This is a genomic window from Cupriavidus sp. GW823-FHT07A04 (assembly GCF_058794615.1).
This window is the reverse complement of the sequence record NZ_JBXAHA010000001.1, coordinates 153,889-174,846: the sequence shown is the minus strand read 5'-3', so window position 1 is coordinate 174,846 and position 20,958 is coordinate 153,889. Positions and strand designations below refer to the sequence as shown.

The window sequence follows — 20,958 nt, the reverse complement described above, 5'->3', positions numbered from 1 at the left end:
ATTGTGAGATCTTCCGCACCCCGGCAAGATAACCAGCAAGGAAGAAAGATGATCGACGCACTAGTCAGCGGCCGGCTCCACGGCCACGCCAGCGAACGTTCCGGCCAGGGCGGCAGCCAGTACGTGACCGCCAAGCTCAAGGCTGCGATCAACGATGGCGACACCGTCATCGTCAATGTGATCGCGTTTGCCGACAAGGTGCGCGCGGGGCTGCTGGCGCTGGAGGACGGCGAATCGGTCGCGCTGTCAGGCAGCCTCACGCCCAAGGTCTGGACCGACAAGAACGGCGACACGCGGCCCGCCCTGGACCTGGTGGCCCATGCCATGCTGAGCGCGCACGGCCAGCAGGACTGACCGCCCCAAGGGCGGCTGTCCCGGCCAGGTGCGCGTCAGGCCTGCGCCGGCTCGTCCCCGTCGTTGCGCTCCCGCTTATTCATGCCTGCGCCCGCCGCAGCCAGCCGGTCCACCAAGGCCCGGCCGCGGGTGCCTGCAGGCGCAGCGTGGCCGCCTGTCGGGCCAGCACTTCCACCCAGCCGGGCGACAGCGCCACCACGCTGCCGGCAGGCAGGCGGCGCGGCTGCCGCCACACGGTGCCGGCCAGCCAGCGCGGCGCCTCGGTGAGCTCGATTTCGCCCTCCAGCACGCACAGGGTGGTGCCGGCCTTGGCATGGAAGCGCAGCACGCGGCTGCTTTCCAGGTCGATTGCCTGTGCTTGCGGCTCGGCGCCAGCCGGCATGGCGGGCGTGGGCTGCACGGGCTGGACAGTGGGGATGATCGGGTCTGAACGATAGCTTTGCATGATGCCGGCTCCCTGGCTTTGACAGGGTTCCAGACTACCGATGCGGGCCGGCCCAAAACAGGCACACGCCCTGGGCTTGTGCACCGTAACAGAGGCATAACAGAGCATCTGTTACGATACAGAAGACCCTGATCTGTATCTGTTGCGCCGACCTCCGCCGCGCCACCATGCCGCATGGAATCCGCCCCCCTCTACCGCCAGCTTGCCCAGCACTACCTGCACGCCATTGAAACGGGCGTTTTGAAGCCGGGGGACCGCGTGCCCTCCGTGCGCACGCTGATGGAGCTGCACGGCGTGAGCCTGTCGACCGCGCTGCAGGCCTGCCGGCAGATGGAAAGCGATGGCCTGCTCGAGGCCAGGCCGCGCTCGGGCTACTTCGTGCGGCACCGCCGGCACAAGCCGCTGGCGCCGATCGAAGAGCCTGCCGCCACGTTGCCGGACCCCGCGCAATATGTGGGCATCCATGAGCGCATTTCCGCCATCACCGCGCGCGGGCGCCAGCAACCGGTCGCGGTGAACTTTGCCGGCGCCTGTGGCGCGCCCGCGCTGTACCCGGCGCAAGACCTGCGCAATGCGGCGGCGCGCGCGCTGCGCCTGCACCCGCAGCTGTTCGGCAGCGCGGCAGATTCCGGCGGCCATCCAGCCTTTCGCGCCGTGCTGGCGCGCAACGCGCTGCTCTCGCGCATCACGGTCGCGCCGGAAGATATCCTGGTGACCCACGGCTGCACCGAGGCGCTTAACCTCGCCCTGCGCGCGGTGGCACAGCCCGGCGACGTGATTGCCGTGGAGTCGCCCACCTACTACGGCCTGCTGCAGATCCTGGAGAGCCTGGGCATGCGCGCGCTGGAGATTCCCAGCAGCCCGCAGACCGGCATCTCGCTCGAAGCGCTGGAACTGGCGGCGCAGACCTACGACAACATCCGCGCCGTGGTGGTGGTGCCAAACCTGCAGAATCCGCTGGGCAGCATCATGCCGGACGCCAACAAGGCGCAGCTGGTGGCCTGGTGTGACGCGCGCGCCATCGCGCTGATCGAGGACGATTGCTTCTCCGCCCTGGCGGACGGGGACGCGCCGCTGGCCGCCCTCAAGGCCTGGGACCGCAGTGGCGGCGTGATCCATTGCGCCTCGCTGCACAAGATCCTGGCTCCCGGCATGCGGCTGGGATGGATCGCCGCGGGCAAGTGGCAGGCGCGCGTGGAAATGCTCAAGCACAGCCAGTCGCGGCCCAACGAGTTGCTGGCGCAGATGGCCGCGGCCGAGTTCATGGGTTCCGGCGCGTTCGAGCGGCACCTGCGGCGCCTGCGCGAGCAATTGCGCAGCCAGCGCGCGCAGGTGGCGCAGGCGATTGCCGCCGAGTTTCCTGCCGGCACGCGTGCCTCCAACCCGAACGGCGGCCTGCACCTGTGGGTCGAGCTGCCGGGCTCGGTCCCGTCCGAGGCCGTGTTCGACCAGGCCATGGCGGCCGGCATCCGCGTCGTGCCCGGCGTGATGTTCTCCAACTCCAACCGCTTCGACCATTTCCTGCGGCTCAATTGCGGCACGCCGTTCACGCCTGAGATCGAGCGCGCGTTGCGCACGCTCGCCGCGGTGGTGGCGCGCTTGGCGGACCAGCCCTAGCGGCCGATGGTGGATGGCAGGCGGCGGGCATGGCGCGCCACATCCGTCGCCTCGCGCCACCATTCGCTCCTGGCATCGCGCCGTTCATCGCAGCGCGCTTGGCGGCGGCGGACCGGCCCGGCATCCTTGCGAGCATTGCCGAAACCGGCAGGCCGCGCTCCCAAGGAGAACCATATGCCGCACCCCTCCCTCCCGCTCGCCATCGATACCGTGGGCTCCGCCCTGCGCCTTTGCACCGCCCGCCGCGCCGACCCGGCGCATCGCCTGGCACGCACCGATGCCAGGGCTGGCCTGGACACCAAAGACAACGCCGCGCGCACGGAGCATGACCAGGGACAAAGCAGCCCCCCCCGGCTTGCCGATACCATCGGCCGGGTTCCTGTCCAGACCTTGACTGAGATGACTCATGCCAACCCCGCTGCCAGCGGCAAGCTCAATGAACTGCGCACCCTGGCTTCGCACCTGACCGCCGGCTCGCTGTTGCAGGCGGCCACGCTGCAATTGATCGCCGAGCAAGAGAACGCGCAGCACCGGTACGCCCCCGCGCGCATCGCCGAGCTCTCCCGCCAGGGCTGACGCGCCGGCGGGCGCCAAGTGTGGGTATTTACGCCACACACCACCCATTTCCTCCCCTGCTGCCCTATGCTATCGCTCGCAGCGAGCATGGCGGCGGCCCCGGCAAATCCGAGGCGGCGCAAAGCCAGCCGTGCCACACGCGTGCCAGCTCTGGCCCGCGCCGAACAGGATTTGGATGGGGGATGGGATTGGGAAAAGACGCATTGATGGCAACGACCGACACGTCGCGGATCGACAACGAATACAAAGCCTTGTTCCAGCTGGCGCCGGTCTCGCTGTGGCTGGAAGACTTCAGCGCCGTGCGCGAACAATTCCAGGCCCTGCGCGCGCAGGGCGTGACCGACCTGCGCAGCCACCTGCGCGCCAATCCGGAGGAAGTCGCGCACTGCTCGGCACGGATCCGCGTGCTGGACGTGAACCAGCGCACGCTGGACCTCTTCCGCGCCGCCGACCTCACCGACCTCGTCAATAACCTCGACACCGTCTTTCGCGACGAAATGTTCGACCAGCACGTCGAGGAACTCGGCCAGCTGTGGGACGGCGAATTGCGCTTTTCAAGCCAGACCGTCAACTACACGCTGGAAGGCAAGCGGCTGGACATCCGCCTGGATGCCACCGTCATGCCCGGCCATGAGGCCACCTGGGAACGCGTGCTGCTGTCGATCGAGGACATCACCGCGCGCGTGGCCACCGAACGCGAGCTGCGCCGCAGCGAGCAATACGCGCTGGGCCTGTTCGAGCATTCTCCGGTCTCGCTGTGGGTCGAGGATTTCAGCGCGGTCAAGGTGCTGCTCGATGAAGTCCGCGGCGCGGGCATCTCGGATTTCCGCACCTTCCTCAACGTGCATCCGGATTTCATTTCCCGCTGCATGCAGGAAATCCGCGTGCTCGACGTCAACCAGCAAACCCTGCTGATGTTCAGCGCGTCGACCAAGGAAGAGCTGCTCTCGCGCCTGGGCGACGTGTTCCGCGACAATATGCGCATCCAGTTCGCCGAGCAGTTGATCGACCTCTGGAACGAGAAACTCTGGCAGCAGCGCGAAGTCATCAACTACGCGCTGGATGGCCGGGCCGTGGACGTGTTCATGCAGTGGTCGGTGTTCCCCGGCCGCGAGGCGGAATGGGACCAGGTGCTGGTGTCGCTGACCGACATCACCGCGCGCAAGAAGGCCGAGGCCTACGTCGAATTCCTCGGCAAGCACGACGTACTGACCAAGCTCTACAACCGCGCCTACTACGAAGATGAGCTCGCGCGGCTTGGCCGCAAGGGCCCGTGGCCGGTCAGCGTGATCGCGGTCGACCTGAACGGCCTGAAGCAGGTCAACGACCAGCTCGGCCACGGTGACGGCGATGCGCTCCTGCGCCGCACCGGCGAGGCGCTGAAAAAGGCCGTGGGCGACCAGGCCTGCGTGGCGCGGGTCGGGGGCGACGAGTTCATGGTGCTGCTGCCAGCGCGCGACGAGCGCGGCGCGGCCACAGTGGTCGAGCAGATCCACCAGGTGGTGGAGCTCAACAACCAGTTCTATCCGGGCACCGCGCTCAGCCTGTCGATCGGCACCGCAAGCTGCAGCGCATCGGACCGCCTGAGCGACGCCGTCAAGCTGGCCGACGCCCGCATGTACCAGGCCAAGCGCGCCCACTACGAGGCGCTCGACGACGAGCGCGAGCGGCGGCGCCGATAGGCCATCGCCGATGGGCAAAAGAAAGGGCCGGCATCAGCCGGCCCTTTCTTCTTGCGCAGTAACGCTTTCGAGCTTTCGAGCTTTCGAGCGTTACAGGTACACGATCAGCGCCACGCCGGCGGCGATCAGGCCGAACTTGACCACGTAGTAAGCCGGCCGGCTCCACGCCTTGAAACGCCGGCGATACTGGCCGCAAATCCAGACAAAGCGGAACAGGCGGTTGATCATGCCGGTCTGGTCGGACTCTTCGTTGGGCGAGCTCGCCGCGGTCATGACCTTGCGGCCCAGCCAGCGGTTGATCTTGCCAGCCCAGCCGAAACGCATCGGACGCTCGATGTCGCAGAACAGGATCAGCCGGTTGCTGTCGCTCTTGTTCTCCGCCCAGTGCAGGTAGGTCTCGTCGAACACCACGCCCTCGCCGTCACGCCAGCTATGGCGCTCGCCGTCAACCTCGATAAAGCAGCGGTCGTCGTTAGGCGTGGCCAGGCCCAGGTGATAACGCAGCGAGCCCGCGAACGGATCGCGGTGCGGGTTCAGCTTGCCGCCGGGCGGCAGCTCGGCGAACATCGCCGCCTTCACGCTCGGCAGGCCGCGCAGCAACTCCACCGTGCGCGGGCACAGGACCTCGGCCGACGGATGGCGGGCTTCGTACCATTTCAGGTAGAAACGCTTCCAGCCGTACTTGAAGAACGAGTTGAAACCGGCATCGTTGTTCTTGTCCGCGGCCTTGATCTTGCGCATGGCAGCCAGGGCCAGGCCTTCGTCGCGAATCTCCGGCCATGCGGCGCGGATCTTCTCCAGCTCGGGAAAACGCTCGACGGGGATGTAGGGCGTGCGCGGCACGCCGGAAAAGATGTACATGAAGCAGTTGACCGGGGCCACCAGGGCCGAATGGTCGAGCAACTGGCGCCAGATGCGCAGCCTCACCTTGCCGCGGAAATGCACGTACAGGATCGCTCCCAGGTACGCCGCGACGATTATCCACTTGATCACCCGAAATCCTCCATATCAGCAGTACCGCGCGCAGTTGCATACGCGTAGCAACGCGACGGTGTCGGGGGCGAAAACCCGTAGTGTATCGAAATGGGAGGCGCCCTGCTGGATGATAGCGATACGCCACACGCCGATCCATCGCTCAGGATCGGCGGCGCAAGCGGCCTAAGCCGCCGGAGGGCGGCCCCGCCTCAGGGCGTGCCGCGGGATTGCCGGGCGATGCGCTCGATCAGCGCGTTGGCGTCGTCCGGCAAGCCCTGCAGCGTCAGCAGGCGCGCGTTGAGTACCATGTTCTCCAGCACCAGCTTGGCGGTGGAAGCCCACATGGTCGCCAGCAACGCGTCCACCGGCATGCCGGCCGTCTCCATGGCGCTGGAGCGCTGCGCCACCAGGCGGCACACCAACGCGCGCAGCGTGGCGTCGTCGAAAGGCAGGTCGGCATAGTCGATGGGGTCTTCCTTCTCGACTTCCACCATCAGTTGCAGCAGCATGTCTTCGGTCATCGGCAAGCTCCCAGGAAGGCTTCAAGGGTCGGATGGTCCTGTTGATGACGCTAATCCTCGGCCCTTGCGTTGTCAATGTGGTGGCCGATCGGCACTGGCGCATTGGCACAATGACGCAATGACAACAGGCACCGGGCCCGGCACCCGCACCCGCGCCTGGGACGGGGACAGGGACATCCGATGACTCAGGGTAAGCGATAGACAGGTCCCATCAATCAGCAATGAACAAAGCGTGTAAGCTCCGGTCTGATCTTTACTTCCAACCAAACACCAGAGTTCATGACCGAGCGTTTGTTGTCAGCCATGCGTCAATACGCATGGTTCAGTGGTGTCAAGCACCACGTGGTCCAAGGTGTCGAAGCGCTGGCTACCTTGCTCAAGTCTCCCGCAGTCGCAGCCCGCGCAGTGGCTGCCATCGTTGCAGAAACCGAACAGGGCGTGCAGGTGTGGGTGTCCTACTTCGGCAAGCCGATGGATCCGCATACCCAATACGTGTTCTGGCCGATGCAGCGCGCGCTCAAGCCCGCGCGACGACGCGTAGCCATGGCCCCGCTGCCACCGCAGCACCGGGATCGCCGCTAGCCTCGCTGCACCATGCATCGCGAATGGCTGGCCGATGCCGGCGATTCGCGAGTATCAAGCCGAGGCATCCTGCCTCAACATCCCCTCCCCGCTTCGCTCCCCCGTTTCCCTCGTTTCCCACGCCGCCGCTCAGGAGTCGGCCCAGCGCCGCAGCAGGTTGTGATACACGCCGGTAAGCCCCACCACGGCCGCGTCCTTGTGCCCCAGTGCCTGGCCGACACGCTGGATCTGCGTATCGAGCTCAAACAGTACCGAACGCTGACCCTCGTCGCGCACCATGCTTTGAATCCAGAAAAATGACGATACGCGCGCACCGCGCGTGACCGGGCTGACGTGGTGCAGGCTGGTCGCCGGGTACAGCACCATATGCCCCGCTGGCAGCTTCACGCGTTGCTGCCCGTAGGTATCCTCCACCACCAGTTCGCCGCCGTCGTAGTCTTCCGGCTCCGTCAGGAACAGGGTCGCCGAGAGGTCGCTGCGCACGCGGAAGTTGGTGCCGCGCAGGTGGCGGATCGCGTTGTCGATATGGTTGTCGAACGCGTGCCCGCCCTCGTAGCGGTTGAACAAGGGCGGATAGACCTTGAGTGGCAGCGCGGCCGAGATAAAGAGCGGATTGGCGCCCAGCGCATCCTGGATCAGGTCGCCTACCTGGCGCGCTACCGGCGAGCCTTCGGGCAGTTGGAGGTTGCGCTTGGCCAATGCCGACTGATGCCCGGAAGTGGCGTTGCCGTCGGTCCACTCAGCCGCGTCCATCCAGGCGCGGCATTGGGCAACCTGCGCCTTTGTCAGCACATCGGGGATCTGCAGCATCATGATTTCAATTACCTCGGCAAGACGGTTGGTCTGGGGCACCTTGCCGTGCCCCAGGCGAGCGCCGATTGTAAGAGAAAGCCATCGATCATACAAATGGGAATCATTATCAGTAACGACTGACCTTGACCTGACGCAAGCCCTGTACAGGGGAGCCGCCCTGTAGGCCTTGTGCCGACATGCGTCGGGCATGCGGCCTACTACAATGGATTGCACCCAGTCCACATTGCCAAGGAGACGGAAATGCCCGAACCGGTACACGACGAAGCGTTGGTCAACCTCTACCTCGAGCAGATTTCCGCCCTGTCGATCAGCGCCTTCGATGGCGCGGATGTGACCGAGGAACTGGGACAGGTCGTGCGCGAGGCCGTCGGTCAGTGCGGCGCAAGCAAGACCGCCCCGCAGGGCAATAACCTGCGCGTGCTGATCGAGCGCTTGACAGCCCGGTCCGAGGCAGCGGCGCGCGAAGGCCAGCCGCAAGTGCGAGACACGTTTTCGCGCGCGGCCGAACTGGCCCGGGCGCCCGCCTGAATCTCTGGCAGGCGCTGTGCGGGCACAAGCCAGCGCGACACTGAACCACTCAGCGGATCACAGTCTCTTATTGTTATCGCCCGGCGCCCGCCGGGCGCGATCCGTTGGCGAACCCGAAGCCCCATGCACCACGCCTTGCTCCGCTTGTTGTTAACTGTGACAGTGCTGTGCGTGGGCGCGTGCGCCGGATACCCTTACTACGACCCTTACGACAGCTACAACCCCTACGATCCCTACGGGTTCCACGAGGGCGGCGTAGCCTATCCCGCTGGCACTTACGCCTACGGGTATGGGTACGACTACGCGCTGCCCTACTATGGCGGGTTCTACGGCCCCGCCTTCTACTACGGTTACGGCGGCTATCAGGGCTATCACGGCTATCGCGCCTATGGCTACTATCGCGGCCCCGGCTACCACGCGGGCGGGCCACGATACTACGGCGGCTATCACTATCACTCCGGCATGGCGCACGGCTCCTACCATGGCGGTGGTGGCTGGAGAGGTACGGGAGGTACGGGAGGTACGGGAGGTACGGGAGGTACGGGAGGCGCACGAGGCGGACGCAGCGGAGGCGGCCGCGGGCGGCACTGATCAGCGCGAACCCATGGCGCACGCAATGCAAAGCGGCCCCGCGCAACGCTCGGGTTTCGTACCTTTGGGAATTTGCAGAACTTGGCCAGGACGGCCCGGAGACTAGCTTCGGAGACCAGAAAAGGTCTTTGGTTGCGGGGGCAGGACTTGAACCTGCGACCTTCGGGTTATGAGCCCGACGAGCTGCCAACTGCTCCACCCCGCGTCCGAGAGGCCGGATTATGGTGGATCCCGCCGCGCATTGCAATCGCTTTGTGACGTCATCGTGAAAAACCCGCCATCGAGCACACCTCGCGCACGGCAAGGACGATATGCCCGCTAGTCCGTCACCGGGCCCACGAGCTTATCCACAAGCTGGTAGGCCGCAGCGAACGCAGCAACTTCGGCAGCGTGCCGGGTAGCAAACTGCGCGCCGTCGCCCGACAAGCGCTCGATGTCGCCGGCATCGGAGGGATCCGCCCCCTCCTGGCAGACGCGCACCTCGTACCCCCACTGGGCGACCTTGCCCAAAGCCGGGACGCCGCCGTCACCCGGCTTCGATACGAGGACATAGACGTCCATGCCCCGATACGCCTCCACCCGCCAGTCCGCATTGCTCATTGGATCCTCCCATGGCTCTTGCCGCAAGCAAGAAGCATAGCGCCTGGCGCCCGCCCCAACGCGCTCCTGAACCAGCCTATGCCGCCAGCACCGGCCCCGCAAGACGGCGCGCGCCTATACACCATGGCGCGCAGCGTGATAGCGCACCCCGCGCATGGGACTATCCGAATCGTCGAGGCAATGCCGGACAAACGCCAGCTGCCGCTGCAAACCCGCGCCAGGCCCGGCCCACATTGCCCGGCCCAGCAGGTAGCTCACCGCAACCTCCTGCCAGGACGCCATCTGCGCGAAGACCTGCGACGCCGCCTGCTCGATCACGGCCCAGGACTGCGCCTCGGTTTGCATGCCACAGTCGTAGGCGGCCCGCGCGACATGTATCGCCCGGCTCATGTCCCAGGCCAGCACGCCACGCGCAAGATCGACCCGCGAGCCGAGCAGGCGACTCGCGCGCAGGTCCGGCATGGCGCGCTCGAGATTGTCAATGCAATGGGCAAGGCGCACCGGATCGAAGCGATCATTGAGCAGCACGATCTCACGCTCGCGCGCCGTGCGCGGCACCGAGAACAGGATCCGGCAGACCTGCGGATACAGCGCGCGGTGCCCCTCCTCCAGCAGCCACGCCAGCGTGCCCCGCGCCTCGCCGGCCGTATGGATATGCCAGTCGGCAGCCAGCGCGCACGCCTGCGTGCGCGAATCCACACCGGTGGCAAGGGTGCTGACGTTAAGGGTCAACCGCGCATCGTGCAAAAAGCCCACCAGCAAACTGCACGTGCGCTCGCCGATGGCCGACGCAGCCTTGCCCTCGATCGCCTGGCTACAGACACGGTCTTGCAAGACCGGCCCGCGCTCCGCCGCTGGCGGCATGCCCGGCTTGCGCTGACGGCATGCGGCACTGGCCACAACGGCGAGCACGGCGGCACAGACGAACCACGGCAACGATCGCATCGCAAGACGCTCCAGAGGAAAGCGCGATCGCTCGGCCCGGCAGATCGGGAAGCAGCAGCAAGAGAGCAATCCGGTTATGAACGCGCGAGGATGCGCACCGGAATAGAGATTAGCGAGAGGAAGCTCGGCACACGATGAGACAAGTCTCAATCGCAGCGATTGCCGTCGACGCACGGCGGAACGCCGTAGAATGGCCAGACCAGGAACCGAGAGCGTTGGCGGAAGCCAAAATGAAAAAAGAGCTTCCATTTCTGGAAGCTCTTTTTGCAATGAGTGGTGCGGCTGGCAGGATTCGAACCCACGACCCCTTGGTTCGTAGCCAAGTACTCTATCCAACTGAGCTACAGCCGCACTCGAGAAAGAAATTATAACGTACTTTTGAAATTTGGGAACCCCCCTGCCCCACTTTTTTTGCTTTTCCCGCCGGCAGGCCGCCGCTTCCTATAATGACAGCCCCGCAGATGTGATCGGATCATGAACAAGGCATTTGTCAAAGAGTCACCCGGCGACGAGGACGACGACCTTCCCGAAGGCGCCACCCCGCTGCCACCCGGCACCAAGAACTACATCTCGGCGCAAGGCTACCAGCGCTTGCGCGATGAACTGATGCACCTGATCGACACGGCGCGCCCGGAGGTGGTCCAGATCGTTTCGTGGGCCGCATCCAATGGCGATCGTTCCGAGAACGGCGATTATCACTACGGCAAGAAGCGCCTGCGCGAGATCGACCGCCGCATCCGCTTCCTGACCAAGCGCCTGGAGAAGGCCGAGGTGGTGGACCCGTCCCTGCAGGGCGACAACGACCAGATCTTTTTCGGCGCCACCGTCACCTATGCCGACCAGGCCGGCGAGGAAACCACCGTGACGATCGTCGGCACCGACGAGGTCGACCTCGACAGCAACCACGTGAGCTGGATCTCGCCGATCGCGCGCGCGCTGCTCAAGGCGCGCGAAGGCGATACGGTGCCGCTGCGCACGCCAGCCGGGGTGGAGCAGATCGATATCCTGAAAGTCAGCTATCCCGGCAGGGAAGCGTAACCGATCGCCGCCGCGCAGCCGGAAAAGCACTGAGCCCGGCTCGGCCGGGCTCAGTGCTTGCGTGCGGGAAGGCTGCGTCAGCCGTCGTTGCGGTCGCGGAAGATGCGGATGACGTCGGGGTTGCGCCGCAGAGCCCGCATCACGTTGGCAAGATGCAGGCGGTTCTGCACCTGGATGATGAACTGCATGTAGGTGGCTTCCTGATGGCCGCCCTCCTGCTGCTCCATCGCCACGTGCGCGACGTTGGCGTCGGCCGAAGTCAGGTCGGCCGCCACGCGGGCGACGATGCCCTTGACGTTGCGCACCATCACCTTGATCGACACATCGAACGAGCGCGTGGTCTTCTTCGCCCACATCACATCGATCCAGTGCTCCGGGTCCTTGCTGTGCAGGCGCTTGGCTATCTTGCAATCCTGGACGTGAATCTGCAAACCCTCGCCCTTGCCCAGGTAGCCGACGATGGAATCGCCGGGAATCGGCCGGCAGCATGACGAGAAGATCATCGACATGCCTTCATCGCCGGTGATCGGCACCGCGGGGGCTTCTTCGCCAGCGAAGGTCTGCACGGCCGCCAGCAGCGCGCTGTCGACATCGCCGGAAAGCTCTTGCAGCAGGATCTCCATGCGCTTGGCCACGACGGCCGGCACGCGCCGCCCCAGCGCCAGGTCGGCAAAGATGTCCTCCTTGTGCTTGTTGCCGGTCCACTGCACCATGCGGTCCCACACCGACTGCGGCAGCGCCTTGAGCTCGATGCCGAGCTGTCGCGCCGACTGCTCCAGCAGGCGTTCGCCAAGCTGGATGGCTTCGTCGAGCCGGGTGGTCTTGAGATAGTGGCGGATGGCCGCGCGCGCCTTGCCGGTGCGCACGAACGCCAGCCACGCCGGATTGGGCTTGGAGTACGGTGCCGTCACCACCTCGACAATATCGCCGCTCTTGAGTTCCGTGCGCAGCGGCAGCAGCTCGTTGTTGATCTTGACCGCCACGCACTGGTTGCCGAGGTCGCTGTGCACGGCATAGGCGAAATCGAGCGCGGTGGCGCCGCGCGGCAGCGCGCGGATATGCCCCTTGGGCGTGAACACATAGACCGCATCCGGGAACAGGTCGATCTTGACGTGCTCGAGAAATTCCTGCGAATCGCCGGTCTGGCTCTGGATATCGAGCAGCGACTGCAGCCACTGGTGCGCCTGCTGCTGGATATCGTTGGCCTGGTCGGCCTGATGCTTGTACATCCAGTGCGCGGCCACGCCGGCTTCCGCGATCTGGTGCATGTCGCGGGTGCGGATCTGGAACTCCACCGGCGTGCCGAACGGGCCCACCAACGTGGTGTGCAACGACTGGTAGCCGTTGATCTTGGGAATGGCGATGTAGTCCTTGAACTTGCCCGGCATGGGCTTGTACAGCCCGTGCAGCGCGCCCATCGCCATATAGGTGTGCATCTGGGTTTCGACGACGACGCGGAAACCATACACATCGAGCACCTGCGAGAACGACAGCTGCTTGTCGTGCATCTTGCGGTAGATGCTGTAGAGCGTCTTTTCACGCCCCGACAGCTCCGCCACGATGCCCGCGTCGCCCAGCGCCTTCTGCGCCGTTTCGAGAATGCGCTTGACCACCTCGCGCCGGTTGCCGCGCGCGGCCTTGACCGCTTTTTCCAACGTGGCATAGCGGAACGGCGAACCAACCTTGAAGGACAGTTCCTGCAGTTCCCGGTACGTGGTGTTGAGACCGAGCCGATGCGCGATCGGCGCGTAGATCTCCATGGTCTCGAGCGCAATCCGGCGCCGCTTTTCCGGCGGCACGAAATCCAGCGTGCGCATGTTGTGGGTGCGGTCGGCCAGCTTGACCAGGATCACCCGCACATCGCGCGCCATCGCCAGCAGCATCTTGCGGAAGCTCTCCGCCTGCGCCTGCTCGCGGCTCTGGAATTCGAGCTTGTCCAGCTTGGTCAGGCCATCGACCAGCTCGGACACCTTGGGGCCGAATTTTTCCGCCAGCTCGCTCTTGGTGATGCCCTGGTCTTCCATCACGTCGTGCAGCAACGCCGCCATGATGGATTGGACATCGAGCTTCCAGTCGGCGCACAGTTCGGCCACCGCTACCGGATGCGTGATATAGGGCTCGCCGCTCTGGCGATACTGGCCGAGGTGAGCCTCGTCCGAGAACTGGAAGGCTTCGCGCACGTGCGCCTGATCCGCCGGCTTGAGATAAGCAAGCTTCTCCATCAGCCGGGTGATCGAGATCACCTGCTGGCGCGGGGGCACTGCGGGTTGCGAGGTCGGGCCGAAGAAGTGACGATAGGACTGCGCCAGCACCGCGTCGATGAAGAGCGCATCGCCCGGCGCCGCGCCCTGCGGCGCATCGCTCAGCTCACTTTCGGCGGCGGTCTGGGCGGCTCTTGCCTTGCCTGCACCCATTGCGGGGGCAACGGCACGCTCGCCAACGACATCGTTGCCAAGCGGATCGGGAAGATTGGGAGCGCCGGTACGCGCCGTCACGGTCGACTGACTGGGCACGGCGCGCTTGCGCTGAACGGGTGGCACTGCATCGCCACTCGCGTCACCAGTGGCTTCTCCGCGCGATCGCGCCGGCGTGGCCGTAGGGCTGGCCGTCGCGACAGGGGAGGAAGGCTGGGAGGAAGACATGTGGGCGGCTTCTGTAATCTGGCTGGTTAAGCAAGTACGCGAACAAGTACGTTAGCAGAGTCTCAATGCAAAGGTACGCGTTGCTAGGACTGGCCACCGCCGCCCGAAAATCAGGTCGGTACCTTCTTGAGCATCTCGATGCCGATCTGGCCCGAGGCGATCTCGCGCAGCGCCACAACCGTGGGCTTGTCCTTGGCCTCGACCTTGGGAGTGTGACCCTGCACCAGCTGACGGGCCCGGTACGTTGCCGCGAGCGCGAGCTCGAAGCGATTCGGGATGTGTTTCAGACAATCTTCGACGGTAATACGCGCCATATGTAATCCACCTCGGGACAAAACCTTATGCGATGCCGGCTATTTTACAGCACGCGGCAAGAAACGTTCCCGCCGCGCTCCGGATCAATGAATACCGAGCTCGATGAAGAGGTCGGCGTGACGCGCCTTTTGCGATGAAAACCGCAGACGGGTAGCGCGGATGACGCTGCGAAGCTGTTCGAGCGCCTGCTCGAAAACCTCGTTGATGATGACATAGTCCGACTCGGACGCGTGGGCCATCTCGCTGCCGGCTGCCAGCAGGCGGCGCACGATCACGTTCGGCTCGTCCTGGCCGCGCTTGTTCAGGCGCTCTTCAAGCGCTTGCAGCGACGGCGGCAGGATGAAGATCTCCATGGCGTTGGAAAAACGCTGGTGCACCTGCTGCGCGCCCTGCCAGTCGATTTCCAGCAGCACATCGTTGCCCTGGGCCATCTGTTGCTCGATCCACACCCGCGAGGTGGCGTAGTAGTTGCCGTGCACTTCCGCCCACTCGAGGAATTCGCCGCGATCGCGCGCCGCGCGGAACGCGTCCACGGTGGTGAAGTGGTATTCGCGGCCATCCTGCTCGCCGGGACGCGGCGCGCGCGTGGTGTGCGAGATGGATAGGCGAATGGCCTGGTCCTGCGCCAGCAGCGCGTTGACCAGGGTGGACTTGCCGGCGCCGGAAGGCGCCACCACCATGAACAGGTTGCCGGGGTAGGCGGTGTCGATGGCGACGTGGGACGACGTTTCACTCATGATGATTATTCTAGGTTCTGAATCTGTTCTCGCATCTGCTCGATCAGCAGTTTGAGTTCCATGGCGGCATCGGCCAGTTCTTTGGCCGCTGATTTGGAGCCCAGCGTGTTCGCTTCGCGGTTGAGCTCCTGCATCATGAAATCGAGCCGCTTGCCAACCTGCCCCCCCTTCTTGAGGATATGGCGGGTTTCGTTCAGGTGGGCCTGCAGGCGCGACAGCTCTTCGGCGATGTCGATGCGGATGCCGTAGACCGTGGCTTCCTGACGGATGCGCTCGCCGATTTCGTCTCGGCTCATCGAGGGCATGCCGCCGGGCGCTACCAGGTTGAAGGCCTCCTGCAGGCGCTCGGTGAGCTTGTCCTGGTGGTGGGCGATCAGTTGCGGGATGGTGGGCGTGAGGCGCTCGACGATGGCCAGCATGGCTTCGATGCGCTCGTCCAGCGTGGCCTTGAGCGCGTCGCCCTCGCGGCGGCGCGCTTCCAGCAACTGGCCCAGCGCTTCCTTGGCCGCGCCCGTCACGGCCTCGCGCAAGGCGTCCTGCGACAACTCGGGTTCCACCAGCACGCCGGGCCAGCGCAGGATCTCGCCCATGCGCAGCGAGCCGGCTTGCGTGAAGGTGACTGCTACCGTGGCCTCGATCGAGCGGATCTGCGCCAGCAAGGCATCGTTGAGCGCCAGCGTGGTGCCGCCGGCGCCGGCATCGGCGCGCTGCAGATTGATGCGGCATTCCAGCTTGCCGCGCGACAGCTTCGCCATGAGCATTTCCCGCAGCGCCGGCTCGAAGGCGCGGCATTCTTCGGGAGCCCGGAAAAACAGGTCGAGGAATCGCGAATTGACTGTGCGGAACTCCACCGAAACGGATGCGGTCCTGCCGGTTGGCGCGCCTTGCGCGTCCGTCAGCGGCGCCTGGCGCGTCGCCAGGCCGTAGCCTGTCATGCTGTGGATCATTAAGTAGTCTCGCGAAATGGCCATCTGGCCGCATGGGTTCAAACAGCCCGGGGAGCCGGCAGCCCCGCAACCACGCTGGTTGAACGCCGAAAAGAGAGGCCAAAATGGCCGCTATTGTGTTCTTTACAAGTCTTCGATTAGTCAGGACAATCCGGAGGCAATCAAGGTCCCGAATCCTATGACAGAGCCAAAGGGCGCATCACCTCCAAAGAGCGCACCGCTGCCCATCGGCACGCTGCTGTCCAACTATCGTATTGTAAAGAAGTTGGCCAGCGGGGGGTTCAGTTTCGTCTACCTTGCCACCGACGAGACTGGCTCCCCTGTCGCGATAAAGGAGTACCTGCCGTCGTCGCTGGCACGCCGCCAGCCCGGCGAGCTGATCCCGGTGGTGCCCGAGGAAAGCGCGGCGTCGTTCCGGCTGGGGCTCAAGTATTTCTTCGAGGAAGGCCGCTCGCTGGCGAAGATTTCGCATCCCAGCGTGGTGCGCGTGGTGAATTTCTTCCGAGAGAATTCCACCGTCTACATGGTGATGAACTACGAGCTGGGCAAGACACTGCAGGAACACATCCTGCACGCGCGCCAGCAAGGCCGCGCCAAGGTGCTGCGCGAACACTTCATCCGCAAGGTCTTCCACGACCTGATGAGCGGCCTGCGCGAAGTGCATATCCACAAGCTGCTGCACCTGGACATCAAGCCCGGCAACATCTACCTGCGCGAAGACGAATCGCCCATCCTGCTCGATTTTGGTGCCGCCCGCCAGATCCTGACCATGGAGGCCGCGCGCTTCCAGCCCATGTACACGCCGGGCTTTGCCGCGCCGGAGCTGTACGGCAAGCATTCCGAGCTGGGCCCGTGGACCGACATCTACAGCCTTGGCGCCACGCTCTACGCCTGCATGGCCGGCATGCCGCCCCAGGAGGCCAACCAGCGCGAGAAGGACGACCGCATGGCGGACTCCATCACGCGACTGCGCGCCAGCTATACCGACGGCCTGGTGGACCTGGTCGAATGGTGCCTGCGGCTGCCCCCTTCCGAGCGGCCGCAGAGCGTGTTCCGGCTGCAAAAGGAGCTGCGCGAACAAACCAATGCACTAGGCGAGCAGGCCGCCGCGCCTGCAGCCGCGGCCGCCGAGCGCCCCCTCGCAAGCCGGTTCCTGACGCTGCTGCGCAAGCGCGAGGAGCCAGCCGCGGCAGTCCAGGCCAAGGAGGCCGGCGCAAGCGGCGAATAAAGCACGTAGTGGCGCCATCCCCCGCGCCATGCGCAGCCGCCTCCGTGCCCCCCTTCTGCCACCATTTACAACTATGATGAGAACCGTCGCCTCGCGGCCCGCCCGCACGCTGTGCCGGTGGAGCGCGCGGATGACGCCGCCGTCTCTCAAGAACTGACTCCTACAGCCACCATGCGATTCTCCGTCTACCAGGAAAGCAGAAAAGGCGGCCGCCGCATCAACCAGGACCGCATGGGCTATTGCTTTACGCGGGATGCCCTGCTGATGGTGCTGGCCGATGGCCTGGGCGGCCACGCGCTGGGCGAAGTCGCCGCGCAGCAAGCCTTGCAGACCCTGGCGCGCCAGTTCCAGGCCCAGGCCCGGCCTTCGATCCGCAATCCTGCCGATTTCCTGCAGGACACCATCATGCTGGCCCACCGGGAAATCCATCGCTACGCCGAGGCCAACCAGCTGGCCGACGTCCCGCGCACCACTGTGGTCTGCTGCCTGGTCCAGAACGGCCAGATCCACTGGGCCCACGCCGGCGACTCGCGCCTCTACCTGGTGCGCAAGGGCAACCTGCTGACCCGCACGCGCGACCACTCCAAGATCGAGAACCTGCTGCAGCAGGAGCGCGTGCTGCCAATGGATGTGGCCAACCACCCCGAGCGCAACAAGCTCTACAACTGCCTGGGTTCGCCCAACCTGCCGCTGATCGATATCGGCGGCCCGCTGCGGCTGGAGCCGGGCGACGTGGCGCTGCTGTGCTCCGACGGGCTGTGGGGCAGCATCGAAGAGCAACTGCTGATCGAGAAGGTCACCAACTTGTCCGTGGTGCATGCCATCCCGGACCTGATCGAGCAGGCGCTGCACAACGCCGGCGACGGCGCCGACAACACCACAGCCATCGCCATGATGTGGGAACTCGACGCCCACCTGTCCAACGAGGACTCGGTCGCCACCGAGACCCTGCCGCTCAACACGTTCACCACCTCGATCCTGGAGAACAACGGCGGCGATACCGACCTGCTCTCCGAGGAGGAGATCGAGCGCTCCATCGCTGAGATCCGCGCGGCGATCGACAAGACCAGCAATTTCATGCGCTGAGCCCGGGCCAAAGTACCGCCCGCGCCGCAATGGCGCGGGAATTCGCATGCCCCCGCGGGGGGAGTTGGCGCAGGACGCGCACGCGCAGCCCGGCGGCGTTAAAATCCGGGTCCTGAATCGATTTCCGAGAAAACCCCCACATGCGACCCAGCGGACGCGCAGCCGATGCGCTGCGCCCTATTGCTCTGACCCGCCACTACACCCGCCACGCCGAAGGTGCTGTCCTGAGTGCCTTTGGCGACACCAAGGTGCTGTGCACCGCCAGCGTGCTGGCCAAGGTGCCCCCCCACAAGAAGGGCAGCGGCGAAGGCTGGGTCACCGCCGAGTACGGCATGCTGCCGCGCGCCACCCACACGCGCTCGGACCGTGAAGCCGCCCGCGGCAAGCAGACCGGGCGCACGCAGGAGATCCAGCGCCTGATCGGCCGCGCGATGCGCTCGGTGTTCGATCTGTCCGCGCTGGGCGAATTCACCATTCACCTGGACTGCGACGTGCTGCAGGCCGATGGCGGCACCCGCACCGCGGCCATCACCGGCGCGTTCGTGGCCGCCCATGACGCTGTTTCCGCCATGCTGCGCGACGGCCAGATCAAGGCCAGCCCGATCCGCGACTTCGTTGCCGCCGTGTCGGTTGGCATGGTGGATGGCGTGGCCGTGCTCGACCTGGATTATGCCGAGGACAGCAACTGCGACACCGACATGAACGTGGTGATGACCGGCAGCGGCGGCTTTGTCGAAGTGCAAGGCACCGCCGAGGGCGTGCCGTTCAGCCGTGCCGATCTCGATGCGATGACGCGCATCGCCGAGCAAGGCATCGCCGAACTGGTGGCGCACCAGCGCCGCGCGCTGGGCCTGGCCTGATACGGTGAACGCCATGCAACGCCTGGTCCTCGCCTCCAACAACCCCGGCAAGCTCGGCGAGTTTGGCGCGCTGCTGGCGCCGCTCGGCTTCGAGGTGGTCCCGCAGGGGCAGCTCGGCATTGCCGAGGCCGAGGAGCCCTACGCCACCTTCGTCGAGAACGCCCTCACCAAGGCGCGCCACGCCAGCCGCCTGGCCGGCCTGCCCGCGCTGGCGGATGACTCCGGCATCTGCGTCGACGCGCTGGATGGCGCGCCGGGCGTCTACTCGGCACGTTATGCGCAACTCGTGGGCAAGCCCAAGTCCGATGCCGCCAACAACGCGCACCTCATCTCGCAGCTGGCCGGCAAGCTCAACCGCCACGCCTACTACTACTGTGTGCTGGTGCTGGTGCGCCATGCCGAGGATCCGCGGCCGGTGATCGCCGAGGGCGTGTGGGCTGGCGAGGTGGTCGACGCGCCGCGCGGCAACGCCGGCTTTGGCTACGACCCACACTTCCTGCTGCCGCACCTGGGCAAGACCGCGGCCGAGTTGAGCGCCGAGGAAAAAAACGCCGTCAGCCACCGTGCGCTCGCGCTCAAAGCGCTGACCGAGCGCCTGCAGGCCGGCGGCCCCGGGACTGGCTGCCCATGATCCCGATCGTTCCCCTGGCGTCCACGGGCGCCAGCGCCCCCGCCGATACCAAGTCATTGTGGCTGCAGCCGGGCCAGCTCGCGCTGCCCGGCTCCCCGCCGCTGTCGCTCTACGTGCATATTCCGTGGTGCGTGCGAAAGTGCCCGTACTGCGATTTCAACTCGCATGCCGTGCCCGGCGCGGCGGACAGCCACGACATCCCGGAAGACGCCTACCTGGATGCGCTGCGCGCCGACCTGGAGCAATCACTGCCGCTGGTGTGGGGCCGCCAGGTGCACACGGTCTTCATCGGAGGCGGCACGCCTAGCCTGCTGTCGGCCGCCGGCATGGACCGGCTGCTGTCGGATATCCGCGCGCTGTTGCCGCTGGACGCCGACGCCGAGATCACGATGGAGGCCAACCCCGGCACGTTCGAAGCAGAGCGCTTCGCCAGCTATCGCGCCAGCGGCATCAACCGCTTGTCCATCGGCATCCAGAGTTTCAACGACCGCCATCTTGCCGCGCTTGGCCGCATCCACGGCGGCGCCGAAGCCCGCGCGGCGATCGGCATCGCGCTGGACAACTTCGACAACGTCAACCTCGACCTAATGTACGCGCTGCCTGGCCAGACGATGGCGGAATGTGCCAATGACCTGGAGACGGCACTCTCGTTCAACACCACGCACCTGTCGCTCTATCACCTGACGCTGGAGCCCAACACGCTGTTCGCCAAGTTCCCGCCGGCGCTGCCGGATGACGACAGCGCGTATGAAATGCAGGACCTGATCGAAGCACGCACCGCGCAGGCGGGCTACGTCCACTACGAAACCTCGGCCTACGCCCGGCCGCACCGGCAAGCGCGCCACAACCTGAACTACTGGCGCTTTGGCGACTACCTGGGCATCGGGGCCGGCGCGCACGGCAAGCTATCGTTCCCGCACCGGGTGCTGCGCCAGATGCGCCACAAGCATCCCGCCACGTATATGGCGCAGGCCATGGCCGGCAACGCAGTGCAGGAGCAGCACGATGTCGGCGCAGCCGACCTGCCCTTCGAGTTCATGCTGAACGCGCTGCGCCTCACTGACGGCGTGCCGGCCAGCACGTTCTTCGACCACACCGGGCTGCCGCTGCACACCATCAGCCGCGACCTGGCCGCCGCCGAAAAGAAAGGCCTGCTGGAAGCGGATCTCGCTACCATCAAGCCCACAGAACTGGGACGGCGCTTCCTGAACGACCTGCAGGAGATGTTCCTGAAAGGTTGATCGC

23 protein-coding genes and 2 tRNA genes are annotated in these 20,958 nt (G+C 65.6%); 13 read left to right on the top strand and 12 right to left on the bottom strand.

Annotated features, from left to right (window positions below; translation table 11 throughout):
* Positions 1 to 48: 48 nt before the first annotated feature.
* Positions 49 to 354, top strand: coding sequence for a single-stranded DNA-binding protein (locus tag AC1Q7Q_RS00810; RefSeq protein WP_150986262.1), 306 nt, complete (start codon positions 49 to 51; stop codon positions 352 to 354).
* A gap of 79 nt (positions 355 to 433) precedes the next feature.
* Here AC1Q7Q_RS00810 and AC1Q7Q_RS00805 read toward each other — a convergent pair whose 3' ends face one another.
* Positions 434 to 799: a hypothetical protein gene (locus tag AC1Q7Q_RS00805; RefSeq protein WP_492375020.1), complete on the bottom strand. Its 366-nt coding sequence runs from the start codon at positions 797 to 799 to the stop codon at positions 434 to 436.
* A 174-nt stretch (positions 800 to 973) separates the two neighbouring features.
* Here AC1Q7Q_RS00805 and AC1Q7Q_RS00800 point away from each other — a divergent pair, with 174 nt between their 5' ends.
* The 3 genes from AC1Q7Q_RS00800 (at position 974) to AC1Q7Q_RS00790 (ending at position 4,674) form a co-directional block, all read left to right on the top strand.
* On the top strand, positions 974 to 2,416 hold the full coding sequence (locus tag AC1Q7Q_RS00800; RefSeq protein WP_492375019.1) for an aminotransferase-like domain-containing protein: 1,443 nt from the start codon (positions 974 to 976) through the stop codon (positions 2,414 to 2,416).
* A gap of 174 nt (positions 2,417 to 2,590) precedes the next feature.
* Positions 2,591 to 2,992, top strand: a complete 402-nt coding sequence (locus tag AC1Q7Q_RS00795) for a hypothetical protein (RefSeq protein WP_492375018.1) — start codon at positions 2,591 to 2,593, stop codon at positions 2,990 to 2,992.
* Between the two features lie 206 nt (positions 2,993 to 3,198).
* A complete protein-coding gene (locus tag AC1Q7Q_RS00790; protein WP_492375017.1) occupies positions 3,199 to 4,674 on the top strand; it encodes a sensor domain-containing diguanylate cyclase in 1,476 nt (491 codons plus the stop codon).
* 90 nt (positions 4,675 to 4,764) lie between these two features.
* Here the strand turns inward: AC1Q7Q_RS00790 and lpxO are convergent, their stop codons facing one another.
* On the bottom strand, positions 4,765 to 5,667 hold the full coding sequence (lpxO, locus tag AC1Q7Q_RS00785) for a lipid A hydroxylase LpxO (RefSeq protein ID WP_492375016.1): 903 nt from the start codon (positions 5,665 to 5,667) through the stop codon (positions 4,765 to 4,767).
* A 191-nt stretch (positions 5,668 to 5,858) separates the two neighbouring features.
* Positions 5,859 to 6,170: a hypothetical protein gene (locus AC1Q7Q_RS00780; RefSeq protein ID WP_150986268.1), complete on the bottom strand. Its 312-nt coding sequence runs from the start codon at positions 6,168 to 6,170 to the stop codon at positions 5,859 to 5,861.
* A gap of 279 nt (positions 6,171 to 6,449) precedes the next feature.
* Here AC1Q7Q_RS00780 and AC1Q7Q_RS00775 point away from each other — a divergent pair, with 279 nt between their 5' ends.
* On the top strand, positions 6,450 to 6,752 hold the full coding sequence (locus AC1Q7Q_RS00775; RefSeq protein WP_492375015.1) for a hypothetical protein: 303 nt from the start codon (positions 6,450 to 6,452) through the stop codon (positions 6,750 to 6,752).
* Positions 6,753 to 6,881: 129 nt separating this feature from the next.
* Here the strand turns inward: AC1Q7Q_RS00775 and AC1Q7Q_RS00770 are convergent, their stop codons facing one another.
* The gene (locus AC1Q7Q_RS00770; RefSeq protein ID WP_492375014.1) at positions 6,882 to 7,565 is read right to left on the bottom strand and encodes a Fe2+-dependent dioxygenase; all 684 of its coding nucleotides are present in this window, start codon (positions 7,563 to 7,565) and stop codon (positions 6,882 to 6,884) included.
* Between the two features lie 240 nt (positions 7,566 to 7,805).
* On the opposite strand from AC1Q7Q_RS00770, the gene AC1Q7Q_RS00765 reads away from it, so the two are divergent.
* Positions 7,806 to 8,093: a hypothetical protein gene (locus tag AC1Q7Q_RS00765; protein ID WP_492375013.1), complete on the top strand. Its 288-nt coding sequence runs from the start codon at positions 7,806 to 7,808 to the stop codon at positions 8,091 to 8,093.
* A 123-nt stretch (positions 8,094 to 8,216) separates the two neighbouring features.
* Positions 8,217 to 8,684 carry a hypothetical protein gene (locus AC1Q7Q_RS00760; RefSeq protein WP_492375012.1) on the top strand — a complete coding sequence of 156 codons (468 nt, stop codon included), beginning with the start codon at positions 8,217 to 8,219 and terminating at the stop codon, positions 8,682 to 8,684.
* Positions 8,685 to 8,813: 129 nt separating this feature from the next.
* On the opposite strand, the gene AC1Q7Q_RS00755 is transcribed toward AC1Q7Q_RS00760, so the two are convergent.
* The 4 genes from AC1Q7Q_RS00755 to AC1Q7Q_RS00740 form a co-directional block, all read right to left on the bottom strand.
* Positions 8,814 to 8,889 (bottom strand) — tRNA-Met (locus AC1Q7Q_RS00755).
* Between the two features lie 113 nt (positions 8,890 to 9,002).
* Positions 9,003 to 9,284, bottom strand: coding sequence for a hypothetical protein (locus AC1Q7Q_RS00750; RefSeq protein ID WP_174427993.1), 282 nt, complete (start codon positions 9,282 to 9,284; stop codon positions 9,003 to 9,005).
* A 114-nt stretch (positions 9,285 to 9,398) separates the two neighbouring features.
* On the bottom strand, positions 9,399 to 10,229 hold the full coding sequence (locus tag AC1Q7Q_RS00745) for a DUF1266 domain-containing protein (protein ID WP_492375011.1): 831 nt from the start codon (positions 10,227 to 10,229) through the stop codon (positions 9,399 to 9,401).
* Positions 10,230 to 10,503: 274 nt separating this feature from the next.
* A tRNA-Arg gene (locus AC1Q7Q_RS00740) sits at positions 10,504 to 10,580 on the bottom strand.
* A 123-nt stretch (positions 10,581 to 10,703) separates the two neighbouring features.
* Between AC1Q7Q_RS00740 and greB the strand changes: the two genes are divergently transcribed.
* A complete protein-coding gene (greB, locus tag AC1Q7Q_RS00735) occupies positions 10,704 to 11,267 on the top strand; it encodes a transcription elongation factor GreB (protein ID WP_492375010.1) in 564 nt (187 codons plus the stop codon).
* 77 nt (positions 11,268 to 11,344) lie between these two features.
* Here greB and AC1Q7Q_RS00730 read toward each other — a convergent pair whose 3' ends face one another.
* The 4 genes from AC1Q7Q_RS00730 to AC1Q7Q_RS00715 form a co-directional block, all read right to left on the bottom strand.
* Positions 11,345 to 13,762: a RelA/SpoT family protein gene (locus tag AC1Q7Q_RS00730; protein ID WP_492375025.1), complete on the bottom strand. Its 2,418-nt coding sequence runs from the start codon at positions 13,760 to 13,762 to the stop codon at positions 11,345 to 11,347.
* Positions 13,763 to 14,019: 257 nt separating this feature from the next.
* A complete protein-coding gene (gene rpoZ, locus AC1Q7Q_RS00725) occupies positions 14,020 to 14,223 on the bottom strand; it encodes a DNA-directed RNA polymerase subunit omega (protein ID WP_006162413.1) in 204 nt (67 codons plus the stop codon).
* Positions 14,224 to 14,307: 84 nt separating this feature from the next.
* Complete coding sequence (gmk, locus tag AC1Q7Q_RS00720) at positions 14,308 to 14,961, bottom strand: guanylate kinase (RefSeq protein ID WP_043344606.1); 654 nt, start codon at positions 14,959 to 14,961, stop codon at positions 14,308 to 14,310.
* 5 nt (positions 14,962 to 14,966) lie between these two features.
* Complete coding sequence (locus AC1Q7Q_RS00715) at positions 14,967 to 15,908, bottom strand: YicC/YloC family endoribonuclease (protein WP_492375009.1); 942 nt, start codon at positions 15,906 to 15,908, stop codon at positions 14,967 to 14,969.
* A gap of 178 nt (positions 15,909 to 16,086) precedes the next feature.
* Between AC1Q7Q_RS00715 and AC1Q7Q_RS00710 the strand changes: the two genes are divergently transcribed.
* From AC1Q7Q_RS00710 to hemW, 5 genes are all read left to right on the top strand, one after another.
* Positions 16,087 to 17,136, top strand: coding sequence for a serine/threonine protein kinase (locus AC1Q7Q_RS00710; RefSeq protein WP_492375008.1), 1,050 nt, complete (start codon positions 16,087 to 16,089; stop codon positions 17,134 to 17,136).
* 171 nt (positions 17,137 to 17,307) lie between these two features.
* Positions 17,308 to 18,222, top strand: coding sequence for a PP2C family protein-serine/threonine phosphatase (locus tag AC1Q7Q_RS00705; protein WP_492375007.1), 915 nt, complete (start codon positions 17,308 to 17,310; stop codon positions 18,220 to 18,222).
* 140 nt (positions 18,223 to 18,362) lie between these two features.
* Positions 18,363 to 19,082: a ribonuclease PH gene (gene rph / locus AC1Q7Q_RS00700; protein ID WP_150986278.1), complete on the top strand. Its 720-nt coding sequence runs from the start codon at positions 18,363 to 18,365 to the stop codon at positions 19,080 to 19,082.
* Between the two features lie 13 nt (positions 19,083 to 19,095).
* Positions 19,096 to 19,713 carry an RdgB/HAM1 family non-canonical purine NTP pyrophosphatase gene (gene rdgB, locus AC1Q7Q_RS00695; RefSeq protein ID WP_492375006.1) on the top strand — a complete coding sequence of 206 codons (618 nt, stop codon included), beginning with the start codon at positions 19,096 to 19,098 and terminating at the stop codon, positions 19,711 to 19,713.
* Complete coding sequence (gene hemW, locus AC1Q7Q_RS00690; RefSeq protein ID WP_492375005.1) at positions 19,710 to 20,954, top strand: radical SAM family heme chaperone HemW; 1,245 nt, start codon at positions 19,710 to 19,712, stop codon at positions 20,952 to 20,954. Before rdgB ends, hemW begins: the two co-directional genes overlap by 4 nt.
* Positions 20,955 to 20,958: the final 4 nt, after the last annotated feature.